The sequence below is a fragment of the Acinetobacter sp. TR11 genome, assembly GCF_027105035.1.
Taxonomy (GTDB): domain Bacteria; phylum Pseudomonadota; class Gammaproteobacteria; order Pseudomonadales; family Moraxellaceae; genus Acinetobacter.
In genome coordinates this window covers 374,200-389,690 of record NZ_CP114256.1, presented here as the reverse complement: position 1 = coordinate 389,690, position 15,491 = coordinate 374,200, and the positions used below count along the sequence as shown (strand labels likewise).

Below are 15,491 nucleotides of genomic sequence, written 5' to 3'. Positions count from 1 at the left end.
GTTTAGAATCCTAAACTCAATTGTGGTGACAGTTGTTTTACATACTTGGATGAACCCTGCGTTAATATCTGCTGCCGAATATCAAGCGTGGAAAGCTCTTTTTGAAACCGTGGACTGTCTTCACAACGAATAAAGAACTTAGCACGTGAATACGCCACACCTAACTGCTTTAATAAATCGACATGAATTTTGCCAAAACGACGCGCCTGTACAATTTTCTTGGCTGACTTCACTCCGATGCCCGGTACACGTAAAATCATTTGATAATCCGCACGATTTAAATCCACTGGAAACTGTTCAGGATGACGTAATGCCCAACTCAGTTTTGGGTCTACATCCAAATCTAAATGTGGGTGTTTTTCATTGACGATTTCATTGACTTCAAAACCATAAAAACGCATCAACCAATCACTTTGATAAAGACGATTTTCACGCAACAAAGGTGGTGCTGAACCGACAGCAGGCAAATAGTTATTTTCTGTATTGATTGGAATATAACCTGAGAAGTAGACACGTTTGAGTTTAAATTCTTTGTAATGTCGATCTGCCATCACCAGCACATCTTGATCGGTTTCCTGATGAGCGCCCACCACCATTTGTGTGGTCTGCCCTGCGGGTACATATTTCGGAACATGCTTAATAATTTGACGTTCATCTTTGAGTTGAATGAGTCGATCTCGCACTAGCCCCAAGTCTTTTTGTACTTCTTGATGTGATTTTTCAGGCGCAAATGCTTTTAACCCGATCTCGGTTGGCATTTCTAAATTGATGCTCATGCGGTCAGCATAAAGTCCCGCTTCGTGAATCAATTCAGGCGATGCTCCAGGAATAGTTTTGAGATGAATATAGCCATTAAAATTTTCTTCTAGACGTAGTTTTTTCACCACTTGAAGCATCCGTTCCATCGTATAGTCTGCGGATTTAAAAATGCCTGAGCTAAGGAATAATCCTTCTATATAATTACGACGATAGAAATTAATGGTGAGATCAACCACTTCTTGTACCGTAAATGCAGCCCGTTTCACATCATTAGAACGGCGTGACACACAATAAGCACAATCAAAAATACAAACATTACTGAACAAGATTTTCAGCAATGAAACACAGCGTCCATCTTCGGTATAGCTATGGCAAATCCCTGCCCGACTGGCATCGCCTAAACCTTTGTCTTTATTTTTACGGTCACTGCCGCTGGAGGAACAGGACACGTCATATTTGGCAGCGTCCGCAAGGATTTGTAGTTTTTCTCGAATGCGATCTGACACTTCAAACCACCTGAAGGAAACATAGAATATTGTTTTAAAATTAGCATTTCAAAGTTGTGAAATTAAGAGCATGTGAGATGCAATACGTCATGAGGTGACGTATAATTATAGATCGAGGATTTTTTATGAAAAAAATTAATACAATACAATAGCTTGATTAACTCAACACCCCAAATATAAGCAATTGAAATAAATAAAGATTTAAATTACCATGAAACCTATACTTCAAAGACTTGCTCAACCATTAACTCAAAAACTTATTGTCAGCAAAGCACAAATTTGGCGCTGTTTGATCCAAACACCACTTTATGCATGTACTGTGATCTATCTTTTAGAGATTGTTTCATTTACTTTTTATAGCAATTTTTCAAAAGAGATTTTCGAAGTATTGAGTGAAATGTTCTTTGTCGCACTAATCATTGCAGTGATCTATTTCATTCTCGTTTTTCTTCCAACCTATTTCTTTCAAGTATTACTGCTAAGATACCAAGCCCTGCATTTCTTTTCGATTATTGCATATACCTTTTTGTTTACTATGATTGTCCCTAGCTTGATCATCATTTTGAATACAGCCCAAATTAATATTATCCCACTCAGATTTTTTGTTATTCTCTGTTTTTTCTCTCTTACATTTGCTGTGACTAATTGGATTTTATTACTCAGAACAGCAAACAAATCTAAAACCTGTTCAAAGCTGAAATTCCCTAACTAGCCTTTGCCACTCACCACCAAAATCCTTATACTTGAGGGCAATTTTTCTCAAGAATAATGGATGCACCATGAGTCGTGCGATTTCGCATATTGATACCTTTCAGGGCTTGATTCTTGCCCTACAAAACTATTGGGCGGAGCAAGGCTGCGTCATATTACAACCATATGATATGGAAATGGGTGCAGGGACATTCCACACTGCAACTTTCTTACGCGCATTAGGTCCAGAAACTTGGAATGCGGCTTATGTTCAACCTTCACGCCGTCCGAAAGATGGTCGTTATGGTGAGAACCCGAACCGCTTACAACATTACTATCAGTTCCAAGTGGTACTTAAGCCAAACCCAGATAATATCCAACAGCTGTATCTTGATTCATTAAAAGCAATCGGCATTGATACGCTCACACACGACATCCGTTTCGTAGAAGACAACTGGGAATCTCCAACACTGGGCGCATGGGGCTTAGGTTGGGAAGTCTGGCTCAATGGTATGGAAGTGACTCAGTTCACTTACTTCCAACAAGTCGGTGGTGTTGAATGCTACCCTGTGACTGGCGAAATTACTTACGGCTTAGAACGTCTTGCGATGTACCTTCAAGGTGTAGACTCTGTTTACGATCTGGTTTGGACCAAAGGTCAGTTCGGTACTGTGACATACGGCGATGTATTCCATCAAAATGAAGTGGAACAATCAACCTATAACTTTGAATATGCCAACGTTGAAAAAATGTTTGAATTATTCGATTTCTATGAAGCGGAAGCAACTCGCTTAATGGAAGCTGAACTGCCACTCCCTGCTTATGAGCAAGTTATTAAAGCATCGCATAGCTTTAACTTGTTGGATGCACGTGGTGCAATTTCGGTAACTGAACGTCAACGTTATATTTTACGTGTGCGTACCTTGGCACGTTCAATTGCACAAAGTTATGTCGCTGCCCGTGCGAAGCTCGGTTTCCCAATGGCAGAACCGCATTTACGTGATGAAGTATTGGCTCAACTCAAAGCACAAGTTGAAGCAGAAGCAGCCCAAGCTGAAAAAGCGAAGGAGAATAAATAATGACTCAACATACAGTTTTATTTGAACTTGGCTGTGAAGAACTTCCTCCTAAAAGCTTAAAAACTTTGCGTGATGCTTTAAAAGCTGAAACTGAAAAAGGCTTAAAAGATGCAGGCTTAAATTTTGCTGCAATCGAAGCTTATGCCGCACCACGTCGTTTGGCATTAAAAATTGTGGATATTGATGCGGCTCAAGCAGACACACAAAAACGTTTCGATGGCCCTGCGGTACAAGCAGCGTATGATGCTGAAGGCAAACCGACCAAAGCACTTGAAGGCTTTATGCGCGGTCAAGGTATCACGGTTGACCAGCTTTCGACTTTCCAAGCAGGTAAAGTTGAAAAAGTATGCTTCTTGAAAGATGTCAAAGGTCAAAGTCTTGACGTTTTACTACCACAAATTTTACAAACTGCATTGGATAACTTGCCAATCGCAAAACGTATGCGTTCAGCGGCAAGCCGTACTGAATTCGTACGTCCAGTAAAATGGGTGGTATTGCTGAAAGATGATCATGTGGTTGAAGCAACCATTCAAGATCATAAAGCAGGTAACGTGACGTATGGTCATCGTTTCCATGCACCTGAAGCAGTGACTTTGGCGCATGCAAATGACTATTTAGCAACTTTAGAAAAAGCTTATGTCGTTGCGAACTTTGAAAAGCGTCAAGCAACCATTCAAGAACAAGTGAAAAAGTTAGCTGATGAAGTCAATGCGACTGCGATTGTGCCAGCAGACTTACTTGATGAAGTCACCAGTTTGGTTGAATGGCCTGTTGCGTTACGTGCGACCTTTGAAGAGCGTTATTTAGCTGTTCCTCAAGAAGCATTGATTACCACCATGCAGGACAACCAAAAGTATTTCTGTTTAATCAATGCTGAAGGTAAATTACAACCTTACTTCATTACCATTTCAAATATTGAGTCAAAAGATCCGATTCAAATTATTGAAGGCAATGAGAAAGTTGTACGCCCTCGTTTGTCGGATGCAGAATTTTTCTTCTTACAAGATCAAAAGCAACCGCTTGCATCTCGTAAAGAAAAACTCGCGAATATGGTGTTCCAAGCGCAATTGGGTACGCTTTGGAATAAATCAGAACGTATTGCTAAATTAGCCGTTGCGTTGTCACCAATTACAGGTGCTAATGCAGCCGATGCAGAAAAAGCAGCGTTACTCGCTAAATGTGACTTAACCTCTGAACTTGTGGGTGAATTCCCTGAACTTCAAGGGATTGCAGGCACTTATTACGCTCGCCTTGAAGGTGAGAATCATGAAGTTGCTGAAGCTTTAGGTGAGCAATACTTACCTAAGTTTGCGGGTGATGTATTACCACAAACCAAGACGGGTACAACGATTGCGCTTGCAGATCGTTTAGATACGCTTGTTGGTATTTTTGGTATTGGTCAAGCGCCAACAGGTTCTAAAGACCCATTTGCATTACGTCGTTCTGCAATCGGTATCTTACGTTTAATCATCGAAAATGAACTTGATGTGACGATTGAAGAACTGGTTAACTTTGCACTTCAAGGTTATGGCGATGTGGTTAAGGATCATGACAAGACACGTGCTGATGCGGTTGCGTTCCTTGAAGGTCGTTACCGTGCCAAGTATGAAGACCAAGGCGTTGCGGTTGATGTGATTCAAGCCGTTCAAGCACTTGCTCCAAAATCTCCACTTGATTTTGACAAGCGTGTGACTGCGGTCAATCATTTCCGTACATTGCCTGAAGCGGCTGCATTGGCTGCGGCAAATAAACGTGTTGCCAATATTCTTGCGAAAGAAGCAACGCCTGAAGGGGCTGTGGTTGAAGCAAATCTGGTTGAAGCTGCTGAAAAAGCACTTTTTGCAGAGTTATCAGCTTTAACACCAGTGGTTCAGCCTTTACTTGCTGCACGTAACTATACAGAGGCACTGTCTAAACTTGCCGCACTTCGTGCGCCAATTGATGCTTTCTTTGAAGGTGTAATGGTTATGGCAGAAGATGCAGAATTAAAAGCCAACCGTTTACGTTTATTGGCTCAGTTGCGTGATTTATTCACAGCGATTGCAGATGTGAGTGTATTGCAGGGTTAAGCCTTTAGAACACTTGATCTTTTAAATAAACCCCACTATATATTTAGTGGGGTTTATTATTAAAAATAAATATGGAAAATTTAGAAGTCTTTCTTATCAATTTATTCATGTTAGGTGAAAACTTCTCTAACCATAATAATCAGCGAATTCGTGATACAACATTCATAGAATGTGCAGGTTTTAAGTTTGAATTTAAGCAGCTTAATATCCACCTTAAGCAAAGTGAGTTTATAAATCAAAGTTTAATTACCACTAGAATCACTATTGAAAACATTAGTTCAGACCAAGTTGAGCATGTTTTAGAAATTATTGATGATCTTTGCTGGCTACTGTCGTTTGCTCAACAATCTCCAGTTCGACGCTATAGCTATAAAATCGGTTCAGCCGAATATGAAACAAACTGTTCAGGAGCTGTTGTTAATCCACTTCGTACAATAATTGAAGATAGCGGTAAAGAAATCCGCAACTTTATTGAGCAAACTTATCCAACTTTTAAAAAACTCAAAGCGATTAGACAGCTTACGGTAGTCTTCGGTTATTTGTGTGAAGCCAATCGCTCCACTTTAGCTTTAGAGATAACTCTAATTTCACATTACGTTGCAATAGAAAATCTAAAAAATACGTTTGCCCTTGAACAAGGCTATATATATAAAGATGGCAAGTATAGCCACCCTTTATACCCTCCTCAGGACTACCATTGTAAAAATAAAGAAGAATATTGCTTTGATGAAATGACCGCTCAATATATTCATAAGTCATACGGTAAGTGTGGTTCAACCGAAATGACTAAAAGAATGTTTATATCCGCCAAATTTAAACGAGCTGAAATATCTCCTTTCTTAAAAAAACGGAACAAAATTATCCACGAAGGTATTTTATTACCTTTCGGAGATGAAAATTATATGGAGCAAGCTATAGAAGACCGTGGAAATGTCAGCGACCTATTACGAAAATATCTGCTTACGCTCTTAAATTACAAAGGTAGTTATTATTTAAGTCGAGATCGAATAGGACCATCAGGGCTTATTGATTAAGTACCATCCCAAGAAATTTTCATTTACCCAAATCACAACGGTTTACGCACTGTATCAATTTCACATCACCTACATTCTTTTCTTGAACTTGACGATAAGCTATAAAACTTGAATTGCAACAACATTGCCAAAAGGATAAAAGATGATGAAAAAAGTACCTGCACTATATTTAGCGACTGCACTGATCGCATCGTCTTCTCTCTGGGCAGCCGAAACAAATACAAATACAGCGAATACAAATGCTGCAACGGCTGAAAAAACACTTCCTTATGGTGACAACCCTAGTCTCGGTCGTGTATTGCTGTATAAAACAGGTAAAGGGCTACAAAACTTAGGTGATTCAATTCAAGGTGTATCTGAAAATACATCACAAAAGATCAGTGAAAAGTGGACAGATACCAAAAAATATACCGAAGAGCAATCTGAAATCGTTCAGGAACAAACACAAAAAGCCAAACAATTTACCGCTAAAAAATGGCAAGAAACCAAAGATGCGGTGGTGGGTACCAATGATGGACATGTTCCTATTGAACGTGCTGAACTTAGTCAGCCATCATCGAACTAAATAAAAAACCTCTAATCAAAAGTTAGAGGTTTTTTTATTAATGATAGAGATTTAAGCTGTTTCAGTTTCGAGCTTAACCTGACGATCAATCACATATTCATTTAAATTAAAATGACTGAGTTGCTGACGCATCTTAAACGTCGTCCACGGCCATACCGTACTGTTACGCCCATTTCGATCAATGAAATAACTCTGACAGCCCCCTTTGTTCCAAACCGTCGTTTGTAAAGCCTCTTGCACGCGTTGATTAAAATCAGCCATACGCACAGGATCGGGTTCTATGGTTTTGATATTTTTTTGAATCGCTTGTTTCAACGCATCCATAATATAAGTGAGCTGCGCTTCAATGATGATAAAAGCAGAAGAACTCACCGCAATATTCGGTCCAAACATCAAAAAGCCATTCGGGCAATCTGCCACCATCGTTCCCATATAGCCTTCTGGACTGCCCTGCCATACGTCAGACATGCTTTGCCCATAACGGTTATAGACTCGCTGTGCAATTGGCGGTTCAGCCACTTCAAAACCCGTACCAAGAATGATCACATCAGCTTCAAAAGTCGTGCCATCACTGGCAATCAACTGCTTGCCTTTCACTTCGCTCAACGCCCCTGCAACAACATTGACATTTTCTTGAGCTAAGGCTGGATACCATTCATTAGATTGTAAAATACGTTTACAACCAATCACATAATTTGGTGTGACTTTGCGACGTAATTCAGGGTCATTAATGCCCTGTTTAATATGAAATTCAGCAATACGCTGTACTTGTCGCATCGCAGCATTACTTTGTAACCCACCATTTAAGGTTTCAAAGATGCCATAGACTGATCCACGCATCACCGACTGAGTGACAGGAATATATTTAAATAAGGTTTGAATCGCACTTGGCAGCGGCATATCGGATTTAGGTAAAATCCAATGCGGTGTGCGTTGAAACACAGTGAGTTCTTTGACCAAAGGCTGGATTTGTGGCACAAACTGAATTGCGGAAGCACCTGTGCCAATGACTGCAACACGTTTTCCTGTTAAGTCCACATCATGTCGCCAACGCGATGAATGGAAAATCTCACCCTTAAAATCTTTTAAGCCTTGAATGTTTGGAATGATAGGCTCATGCATTGGGCCACATGCCATAATCGCAAATTGTGAATGTAATTCGCCTTGATTGGTTTTAATAATCCAGCACTGTTTTGCATCTGACCAAGTTGCTGCAAGGGCTTCATGTTGAAAACGGACATGCGGTAATACTTGGTATTTTTGTGCCGTATTTTGCAGATATTGTTTGATTTCAGCTTGCCCTGCAAATACACGACTCCATGTAGGATTGGGTTCGAAAGAATACGAATACAATGCCGAAGGCACATCACAAGCACAGCCCGGATAGGTATTTTCACGCCATACCCCGCCTAATTCATCGGCTTTTTCCAACAAAATAAAATCTTGGATACCTGCTTGTTTTAATTTAATGGCTGCGCCTAAACCCGCAAAACCACCACCAATCACAATCACTCGATAAAATGGCACAGTCTTCGATTTCATACCCATAACCACGTATTTCCTTATTTTAATTCCGTGAACAACATCGCATAAACAACTGAGAGGGTCATTATCAAGATAGGCCTTTTCTTAGGTCATTTTTGACACAAATTGTTAAAGTAGTCTGCTGAAGATTTTAGGCGAAAGATTTAGCTAAAATTTACAGTGTTGTCTCAAAACACAGATTGAACTTCTTCATATTTCTCTACACACTTAATCACATAAATTCATAGAATTGGAATTTTGCAAATGATGCACCGCTCATTCAAAATGATGGTACTACCATTACTCAGCTTAATCAGTTTCACTGCATGTTCTTATTTACCGACAGCATCACCTTCGCCCATAAAACAGTTAGAACAAGTACAAAATATTGAAGCTCTTCCCAATACCAAAACAAATTTGGCAACATTGAGTCGCTCTAACAATGGTTGTCTGATCCAATTTACAGGCTATTTTAATGGTGGTGAAAGTACAGAAACGTGGTATTTCAAAAAGGATCAATTAAAGAAAGCATCTTCTGAAACATACCAATACGTTGTAAATCAAAATCATCTTGCGGCTACATCAAAACCTCTGGTTGATTCTAAAACACGTCGTGCCACTACTTTTGATATTCAAAATCCAGATGTAACGAACAACTTCAATAAATTGAAAAGTCATTTTAGTCAAAATGCACTCGCGCAATGCGCCTAATGCGTCATAGCTGAATACCGATGATGCAGGGTCTTAGAGTCTATCCAGTATTAATTTCATTCTTTTTTGGCAATTGGAAAAATAATTTGTTAAATTCTCCCCCATGAGAAAACCATATCCCAGCGACATTAGTCGAGAAGCCTTTAAAGAAATTGAACCGTTACTATTGAGCGGAAGAAAACAAACACGTCCAAGAGTCGTTGATGTCTATGAAGTGTTTTGCGCCTTGCTCTATATTCTAAAAAGTGGATGTCAATGGAGTATGCTTCCTCGATACTTTCCACCTAAAAGCACTGTGCATTATTACTTCTCGATTTGGAATAGAAAACCATCAGAAACTGAACCTAGCATACTTGAGCAGGCTTTAAAAAAATGTGGTTGGCGAGGCCCGTATCAACAATGGACGGAAAGAACAAACGAGCTTTATCATCATTGATTCACAAAGTGTAAAAAACACAGATACCGCACGTAATAAAGGCTATGACGCTGGTAAAAGAGTTTCAGGGATTAAAAGACATATCATTGTTGATACTCAAGGTCTGCCTCATGGAATATTTGTTACGACAGCAGATAAAACAGATCGTCAAGGTGCATTAAATGCGATAAATTTGCATAGAGATACCTTACAAAATGTAGAGGTTGTACTTGTTGATGGTGGTTATACAGGCGAACCCTTTTCTTTGGCTGTTAATGATTTAATCAGAGCGCGAGTTGAAGTTGCTAAACGAAGTGAATTACATAAATTTGCAGTCATACCACAACGCTGGGTTGTTGAAAGATCATTTGCTTGGTTAGAAAAATGTAGAAGGCTTTGGAAAAACTGTGAAAAGCACCTAAATACGAGCCTTCAGTTCATTAATTTAGCCTTTTTAAGGCTACTTTTGCATAGAAAATATTCTGGATAGATTCTTAGAATATTTGTGATCCTGCGATCAAAACAAACCAAGGGAAATATGCTTTTCACCTATTTCTTTCAGTTATATTGAGATGAATTATTTAAATAACATAACTTTTTTATTTTATTTTTCATTTAATTATAGAAAATATCATCTCCACAATTTCTAGCTACAGTGTTTTTAAGCTGTAATTTGCTTGTAAAGTTTTGCTGAAATCCATCGCTTTCTCTGTTTTGCTCGCTATGATGCATTTGCGTTGATGAAGTACCCCAATACGGTACATCGCTAAGGAAATTGCAATGAAAAAAATGATCAAAACAGCTATCGTGACAACAACTCTCCTTGCTTCTGCATCTATTTTTGCACAAAACGTTGGTGTCAATGCCAATGGCTCGGCGCAAGTGAATGTCGAATCAGGTGGGTTGATCAAAGGCGTTACTGGTGCAGTTAAAAATACAGCACAAGGCGTTGGTCATGTAGCTCAACATGTCGGTCATGCTGCTGTAGATACAGGTGTAAATGCCACTCAAAAAACGGTTGGTGTCGCAACCCATGTGAGTTCACAAGTCATCAATAAAACAGGTGAGGCTGTCAAAAATACGCGTGATTACACCGTAGACAAAGTAAATGATGGCAAGAAATTTACTGCTGACCAAAAGGCCAACATCAAAAAACGAATTGAAGAAAAGCAAACTAAATCTAAAGCATTAAATTTAAATGCGGAAACGAATTTAAATACACAAGTGAATGGTAAGACTTCATCTCTAAATGCAAAAACAGGCTTAAATGCAGATAGAAAAAATCTGCAAACAGGTGCCAATGTTGGTGTGAAAGTATTAGGTGTGAATGCGAACGTAAATACCAATGCCAAAGTGGGTACAAACTAATTTTCTAACCAATCATCCAAAGCCCTTTGCTTAAGCAAAGGGCTTTTGACGATGTGATTTAATCTATCAATCGTAGTTTGGTCTGCTCATCCGCATGATCTTCAATAAAATGTCCCTGCCCATGATCATCACAACTCAAGGTTAAGTTTTTATAACTGAGTTGATAATATTCAGGATAGCGTTTAAAAATCAATAAAGACTGATCCAAAGCCAAAGCTTCACCGACTTTGACTAACTTATGAATCCAACGATCATTCATCGTCAAAACATAAGATTCTGCATTTAACTCAAGTTCAACAACGGCATTCACACTGGCTTTCAATGGCAGCAAATATTGTTGATTCGCCTTAATTGCTTCAGCGTTATAAGCCTCTAGCTTTAAGCTGACTAAATTAAAAACTAACCATGTATTTTGAATCGTGCGAATGGTTGGCACTGAGCTGTCCATCTGTTGCATAAAATGCGGATGAATACCTAACTTCCGTAAATTTTGCTCAGTACCCTGTTGTAGATTAAATAACTGTTGAACCAATTTTTGCTTAAGAACAGCATCAAAATAACGTTCATCTAATTCAAAATCGTTATTTTGCAAGATTCGCAATAAAGCCTGATGATGTCTGCTCAATAATGCATCTAGTACATGGCGATAGTAGAACTTACTTTGCTTTTTAACCTCTCGAACGCGCTTATAAAAATAAGTAATCTCAAAAGGTTGCTCAACAAAATCATTGAGTAATTGCGAACTTGCCAAAACCGAGAGTGCTTCATGTCCTGTAAAAGGCAAATGAATCACATGCATCTTTGGTAATAAGGGCTGTATTTTTAAGAAATGTTCTTTATCCTCTGCATAGTATGGATCATAAACAATGATGTATTCACGAGATGAATCCACTTCATCCGCCTGAATCTGCATATTTTGATGAATAGATGCGTCAAAAAATTCTGCATAACGGCGATCATGAACCACATCAGGGTCTATCGAATATTGTGGTACAAAAGCAACGATTTTATGCATATTCAATAAATTAGAATATTTAATCGCAGCATAGCCTCCCATTGATCCACCGTAACCCACAATCTGCTCAAACTGTTGTAAGATCGGCTGAATCTGTCGCTGCATTTCAAACATGCTGCTTTTAGGAAACCAAGTTTTTTGCTTCGGCATAATACCGATGACATTATATTGATATTTTATGAGTGATTTTTCAGCATTAATCGACATTCCTTTGGCACGACTAATCAAATCGCCAAACGAAACCACTAAAGTGTCACTTGAACCTTTTAAAAAAATAACGCGAATATGTTCATCTTCAAATATTATTTGCTTATCCATGCTCACACTGAAAAATTAATCCTAGGCTTGTCGCAAAAAGCCATCAAATGATGTCTTTGCCAAACCCTATTTGCGGAGTATCTTATTTTATAGAGATAAGACAGATTAAAAAGCGCAAAAAATGACACAATCCTTGCATCCTGCTGCACAAAAAGGCTTTAGTTTAGGGGCAGAACTCTATCAGCAAGTTCGCCCCAGTTATCCACCAGAAATCCTCGTTTGGCTGCAAGATCAGCTCAAAGTCGGTGAAAATTCCACTGTTATTGACCTCGGTTCAGGGACTGGCAAATTCTTACCTCTCCTACTTCAAACACAGGCAAAAGTGATTGCTGTTGAACCTGTGACGGCGATGCGAGAACAACTGCAGCAAAGCTATAGCACAGTAGAATGTCTACAGACTTCAAGCGATCAACTTCTGGTGAAGGATGAATCCATTAACGCCATTATTTGCGCCCAATCTTTCCACTGGTTCTCCGATATCGAAACGCTCAAGGAAATGTATCGGGTATTAATTCCTGCAGGGCATCTTGGACTGGTTTGGAATCAACGAGACATTACTGTGGATTGGGTAAAAGCGTTGGCGGATGAAATTGCACCTTTTGAAGCAGATACACCGCGTTACCATAGTGAGAAATGGAAACAGGTTTTTGAGCAACAACAATTCTTTCAATTCAATGCTCTTCAGACCTTTCAACTCCAACATACAGGCACAGTAGAACAAGTGGTCAGCAAACGGTTACTTTCCACCAGTTTTATTGCAGCAATGCCAGAACATCAACAACAGCAATTGAAAGCAAGATTTGAACAAATTGTATTTGATTTTACAGGGCGAACTGCGCAAGATCAGATTGATTTTCCTTATACAACCTTTGCTTACCATTTCCAAAAAATAGCAAAGTAACAATAAATCAGGTGTTTCTATGACCTTTAAATTTAAAACCACGATTGCACTCAGTTGCTTGATCAGCTCTACACTATTACTGAGTGCTTGTAACAAAGACCCCAAAGCACCCTCTCAGCAAGAACAGCAAACTCAAAATTCTAATGATGCGATTGGTCAGCTTAAGCAAATCCCTATTAAACAGTTCCCTACAACGGCTGACGATGCGCATGATATTGCAATTTTAGATGACTATGACCGTCGTTTTACCGAAATGAGCGACAGCATGGAAATAGAACTTGCAAAGATGAAAGAAGCCAATTCACTCACACCTGAATTTGAACAACAACGCCAAAAAGATAATATCCGATCTGCACTCAATATGCTGAAAGCGTTAGAACTCAAAACCGAACAAGGTCGTTATATTCAAGGGCTTTTGTATGAATATTGGGATAATCAAGCCAAAGTACTCGAGCAAAGCACCTTAGCGAGCACAACAGAAAATACTGATACAGCCAAACAAGTTGATCATCTAAATGAGTATTTACATGCGCAAAGCCAACTGCACCATTGGAAAAGTTCTCAACCAACAGAAACTAAAAAGGCTAGTGAGTGATATAAAAAATTGAGGGTCATACGACCCTCTCTTGTTCAACAAGATTAGATTTTTTGTTTTTCTATCCACTGAATTGAATTAACACGGAATAACTCACATGCTCCATCGCCTGTATCGGTTGGTGTTAAAGAAGATTTCCAAACCAAATTTTTATCACGAATCTCGACCAACTCGCCTTTCAACTGCACCAAATCCCCACGCTTCACTTGTTTGATTTGCTGAGCAATTTCAGGATTTGCAGGAATAATATGCATATTGGACACCATTTGCATGGCTTGATCGGCAGGAACAGGCAGTTTATCAATTTTCCAATTCAGATAACGATCATATTGATTCACTGAAATTTTACGTGCAATCTCAGGCTTGGCAAATAAGCCCCAACTCACAGCATAATCAATTGGAGAGAACTTGGCTTGTTCGTCATCCTGATACATTTTAGAGCCGAGAATACGAAAGTTGCCATAAAAAGGCTGTAACACCGAAATAGACTGATCCTTTGCGATCGGCGATAAACCATTGGCAATGTTATATTCTATTCCGCTGGTCGATGCATGTGCCTGCCCAAGCATAACCACCATGCCTAAACTCATCCATAGACGTTTTTTCATGGCTCATCACCCTCAAAATCTAACTAAATTCTTAGAAAAGCGTACCTCTTCATAGTATGCTTAGACGATGAAAAAAATTACTTTTTTTAGTAACAATCAAACTTACTTTAGTCATATTTTTGTGGCTTTGTTACTGATTTCTCTAATCTGAATCAACGAATGGATCTCTATGATTTATCAATTCTATCAACGTCGAGTTTTCCCACATTTACTCAACCAAGTCATGCAAACTGCAAGTCTAATGGATAAGCGTCGTGAATTATTGGTTCCTATCGAAGGTGAAGTCCTCGAAATAGGTTTTGGTACAGGTTTAAATATTCCTTTCTATGGCAATGTTGACTCACTTTATGCTTTAGAACCCAACCCAGACATTTATCATCTTGCCGTTGAACGAGTTCAGCATGCGCCTTTTTATGTTAAGCATGTACAATCCAGCGCAGAGAAACTTCCATTTGCCGATGCAAGTTTAGATCATATTGTTTCCACATGGACACTCTGTAGTATTCCAAAACTTGATGTTGCCTTAGCAGAAATTTATCGAGTGTTGAAACCTACAGGCACCTTTCATTTAATTGAACATGTGAAACATCCTGACTCGATCAAATTACAATCCTTACAGACCCTACTCACTCCGATACAGAAAAGGATTGGAGATGGATGCCATCTCAATCGTGATATTGAACGACACCTTGCACAAGCTAAATTTAAATTTCTTGAAAAAGAATATTTTGATGCAGATGGTATTCCTGCGATTGCACAAAAAATGCTATTGGCTCGCGTGCAAAAGTTATAAATTCAAAGCAGTCATTAATTTTCAAAATCAATTCTTAGCGTTTCAAAACGAATACGTCCTTCACGTACTGCTTGAGCAATTGCCTGCTGTCCTTTGCTCAAGCGCGCACCACCACTTTTAATATCAAGTAGAATCACTTCAATATCGTCCGCAGTCCCATCACCATCACGAAAATCGGTATAGCCATCAAAAACCACGTAATCGACAGGATCACCGAGAAATTTTGCATCACTGGGTAAATACTGAAATTCAGGTAAAATCGGTGCAAACTGTTCTGCCATTTTTCCTTTTAACACCGCACGACTTGTATTTACACTACGTTTCTGTGCATCTAGCAAAGCTTGCTTATGTTCTAATTCTAATTCAGCAATATATTTTTCATATTCCGCCTGAATACGACCATTCCGCGTATTGGACAAAATCAGCGTGGTAATCACAACACCAATACAACCACCAATTAACATTGCAAGCCAAACTGACATAAAACTTTCCTTTTTCTGAATCTGCTATTTAACTGCAACATTAAACTTTTGTCATGTGT

The 15,491-nt window shown here is 39.0% G+C and carries 16 protein-coding genes; 11 read left to right on the top strand and 5 right to left on the bottom strand.

Translation table 11 applies throughout. The features are described 5' to 3' along the window. Window positions 1-2: 2 nt before the first annotated feature. Complete coding sequence (locus tag O1450_RS01790) at window positions 3-1,265, bottom strand: putative DNA modification/repair radical SAM protein (protein ID WP_269229492.1); 1,263 nt, start codon at window positions 1,263-1,265, stop codon at window positions 3-5. 211 nt (window positions 1,266-1,476) lie between these two features. On the opposite strand from O1450_RS01790, the gene O1450_RS01785 reads away from it, so the two are divergent. The 5 genes from O1450_RS01785 (at window position 1,477) to O1450_RS01765 (ending at window position 6,702) form a co-directional block, all read left to right on the top strand. Beyond that, a complete protein-coding gene (locus O1450_RS01785; RefSeq protein ID WP_269229491.1) occupies window positions 1,477-1,977 on the top strand; it encodes a hypothetical protein in 501 nt (166 codons plus the stop codon). Window positions 1,978-2,044: 67 nt separating this feature from the next. Next, on the top strand, window positions 2,045-3,034 hold the full coding sequence (gene glyQ / locus O1450_RS01780) for a glycine--tRNA ligase subunit alpha (RefSeq protein ID WP_018679456.1): 990 nt from the start codon (window positions 2,045-2,047) through the stop codon (window positions 3,032-3,034). Then, window positions 3,034-5,103, top strand: a complete 2,070-nt coding sequence (gene glyS / locus O1450_RS01775; protein WP_269229490.1) for a glycine--tRNA ligase subunit beta — start codon at window positions 3,034-3,036, stop codon at window positions 5,101-5,103. The genes glyQ and glyS overlap by 1 nt, the downstream gene beginning before the upstream one ends. A 71-nt stretch (window positions 5,104-5,174) precedes the next feature. Then, window positions 5,175-6,137 carry a hypothetical protein gene (locus O1450_RS01770; protein WP_269229489.1) on the top strand — a complete coding sequence of 321 codons (963 nt, stop codon included), beginning with the start codon at window positions 5,175-5,177 and terminating at the stop codon, window positions 6,135-6,137. Between the two features lie 145 nt (window positions 6,138-6,282). Next, window positions 6,283-6,702, top strand: coding sequence for a hypothetical protein (locus tag O1450_RS01765; protein WP_269230392.1), 420 nt, complete (start codon window positions 6,283-6,285; stop codon window positions 6,700-6,702). Window positions 6,703-6,753: 51 nt separating this feature from the next. Here the strand turns inward: O1450_RS01765 and O1450_RS01760 are convergent, their stop codons facing one another. After that, on the bottom strand, window positions 6,754-8,250 hold the full coding sequence (locus tag O1450_RS01760; RefSeq protein ID WP_269229488.1) for a flavin-containing monooxygenase: 1,497 nt from the start codon (window positions 8,248-8,250) through the stop codon (window positions 6,754-6,756). Window positions 8,251-8,490: 240 nt separating this feature from the next. On the opposite strand from O1450_RS01760, the gene O1450_RS01755 reads away from it, so the two are divergent. The 3 genes from O1450_RS01755 to O1450_RS01745 all read left to right on the top strand — a co-directional run bounded on the left by O1450_RS01755 (window position 8,491) and on the right by O1450_RS01745 (window position 10,720). After that, on the top strand, window positions 8,491-8,937 hold the full coding sequence (locus tag O1450_RS01755) for a hypothetical protein (protein WP_269229487.1): 447 nt from the start codon (window positions 8,491-8,493) through the stop codon (window positions 8,935-8,937). 103 nt (window positions 8,938-9,040) lie between these two features. Continuing rightward, a protein-coding gene (locus tag O1450_RS01750; protein ID WP_269229486.1) for an IS5 family transposase occupies window positions 9,041-9,842 on the top strand; the annotation gives its coding sequence in 2 pieces (ribosomal slippage) (window positions 9,041-9,304 and window positions 9,306-9,842; 801 coding nt in all). A 290-nt stretch (window positions 9,843-10,132) separates the two neighbouring features. Then, on the top strand, window positions 10,133-10,720 hold the full coding sequence (locus O1450_RS01745; protein ID WP_269229485.1) for a hypothetical protein: 588 nt from the start codon (window positions 10,133-10,135) through the stop codon (window positions 10,718-10,720). Window positions 10,721-10,778: 58 nt separating this feature from the next. Here the strand turns inward: O1450_RS01745 and O1450_RS01740 are convergent, their stop codons facing one another. Further along, window positions 10,779-12,053: a hypothetical protein gene (locus O1450_RS01740; RefSeq protein WP_269229484.1), complete on the bottom strand. Its 1,275-nt coding sequence runs from the start codon at window positions 12,051-12,053 to the stop codon at window positions 10,779-10,781. 121 nt (window positions 12,054-12,174) lie between these two features. Between O1450_RS01740 and O1450_RS01735 the strand changes: the two genes are divergently transcribed. Next, on the top strand, window positions 12,175-12,954 hold the full coding sequence (locus tag O1450_RS01735; protein ID WP_269229483.1) for a class I SAM-dependent methyltransferase: 780 nt from the start codon (window positions 12,175-12,177) through the stop codon (window positions 12,952-12,954). A 19-nt stretch (window positions 12,955-12,973) separates the two neighbouring features. Beyond that, window positions 12,974-13,549 carry a hypothetical protein gene (locus tag O1450_RS01730; RefSeq protein ID WP_269229482.1) on the top strand — a complete coding sequence of 192 codons (576 nt, stop codon included), beginning with the start codon at window positions 12,974-12,976 and terminating at the stop codon, window positions 13,547-13,549. Window positions 13,550-13,593: 44 nt separating this feature from the next. Here O1450_RS01730 and O1450_RS01725 read toward each other — a convergent pair whose 3' ends face one another. Further along, window positions 13,594-14,157 (bottom strand): hypothetical protein, encoded by a 564-nt coding sequence (locus O1450_RS01725; RefSeq protein WP_269229481.1) that lies wholly within the window; start codon window positions 14,155-14,157, stop codon window positions 13,594-13,596. Between the two features lie 169 nt (window positions 14,158-14,326). Here O1450_RS01725 and O1450_RS01720 point away from each other — a divergent pair, with 169 nt between their 5' ends. Continuing rightward, window positions 14,327-14,950 (top strand): class I SAM-dependent methyltransferase, encoded by a 624-nt coding sequence (locus tag O1450_RS01720; protein WP_250750038.1) that lies wholly within the window; start codon window positions 14,327-14,329, stop codon window positions 14,948-14,950. A gap of 14 nt (window positions 14,951-14,964) precedes the next feature. Here the strand turns inward: O1450_RS01720 and O1450_RS01715 are convergent, their stop codons facing one another. After that, window positions 14,965-15,432 (bottom strand): Holliday junction resolvase-like protein, encoded by a 468-nt coding sequence (locus tag O1450_RS01715; RefSeq protein WP_005156416.1) that lies wholly within the window; start codon window positions 15,430-15,432, stop codon window positions 14,965-14,967. Window positions 15,433-15,491: the final 59 nt, after the last annotated feature.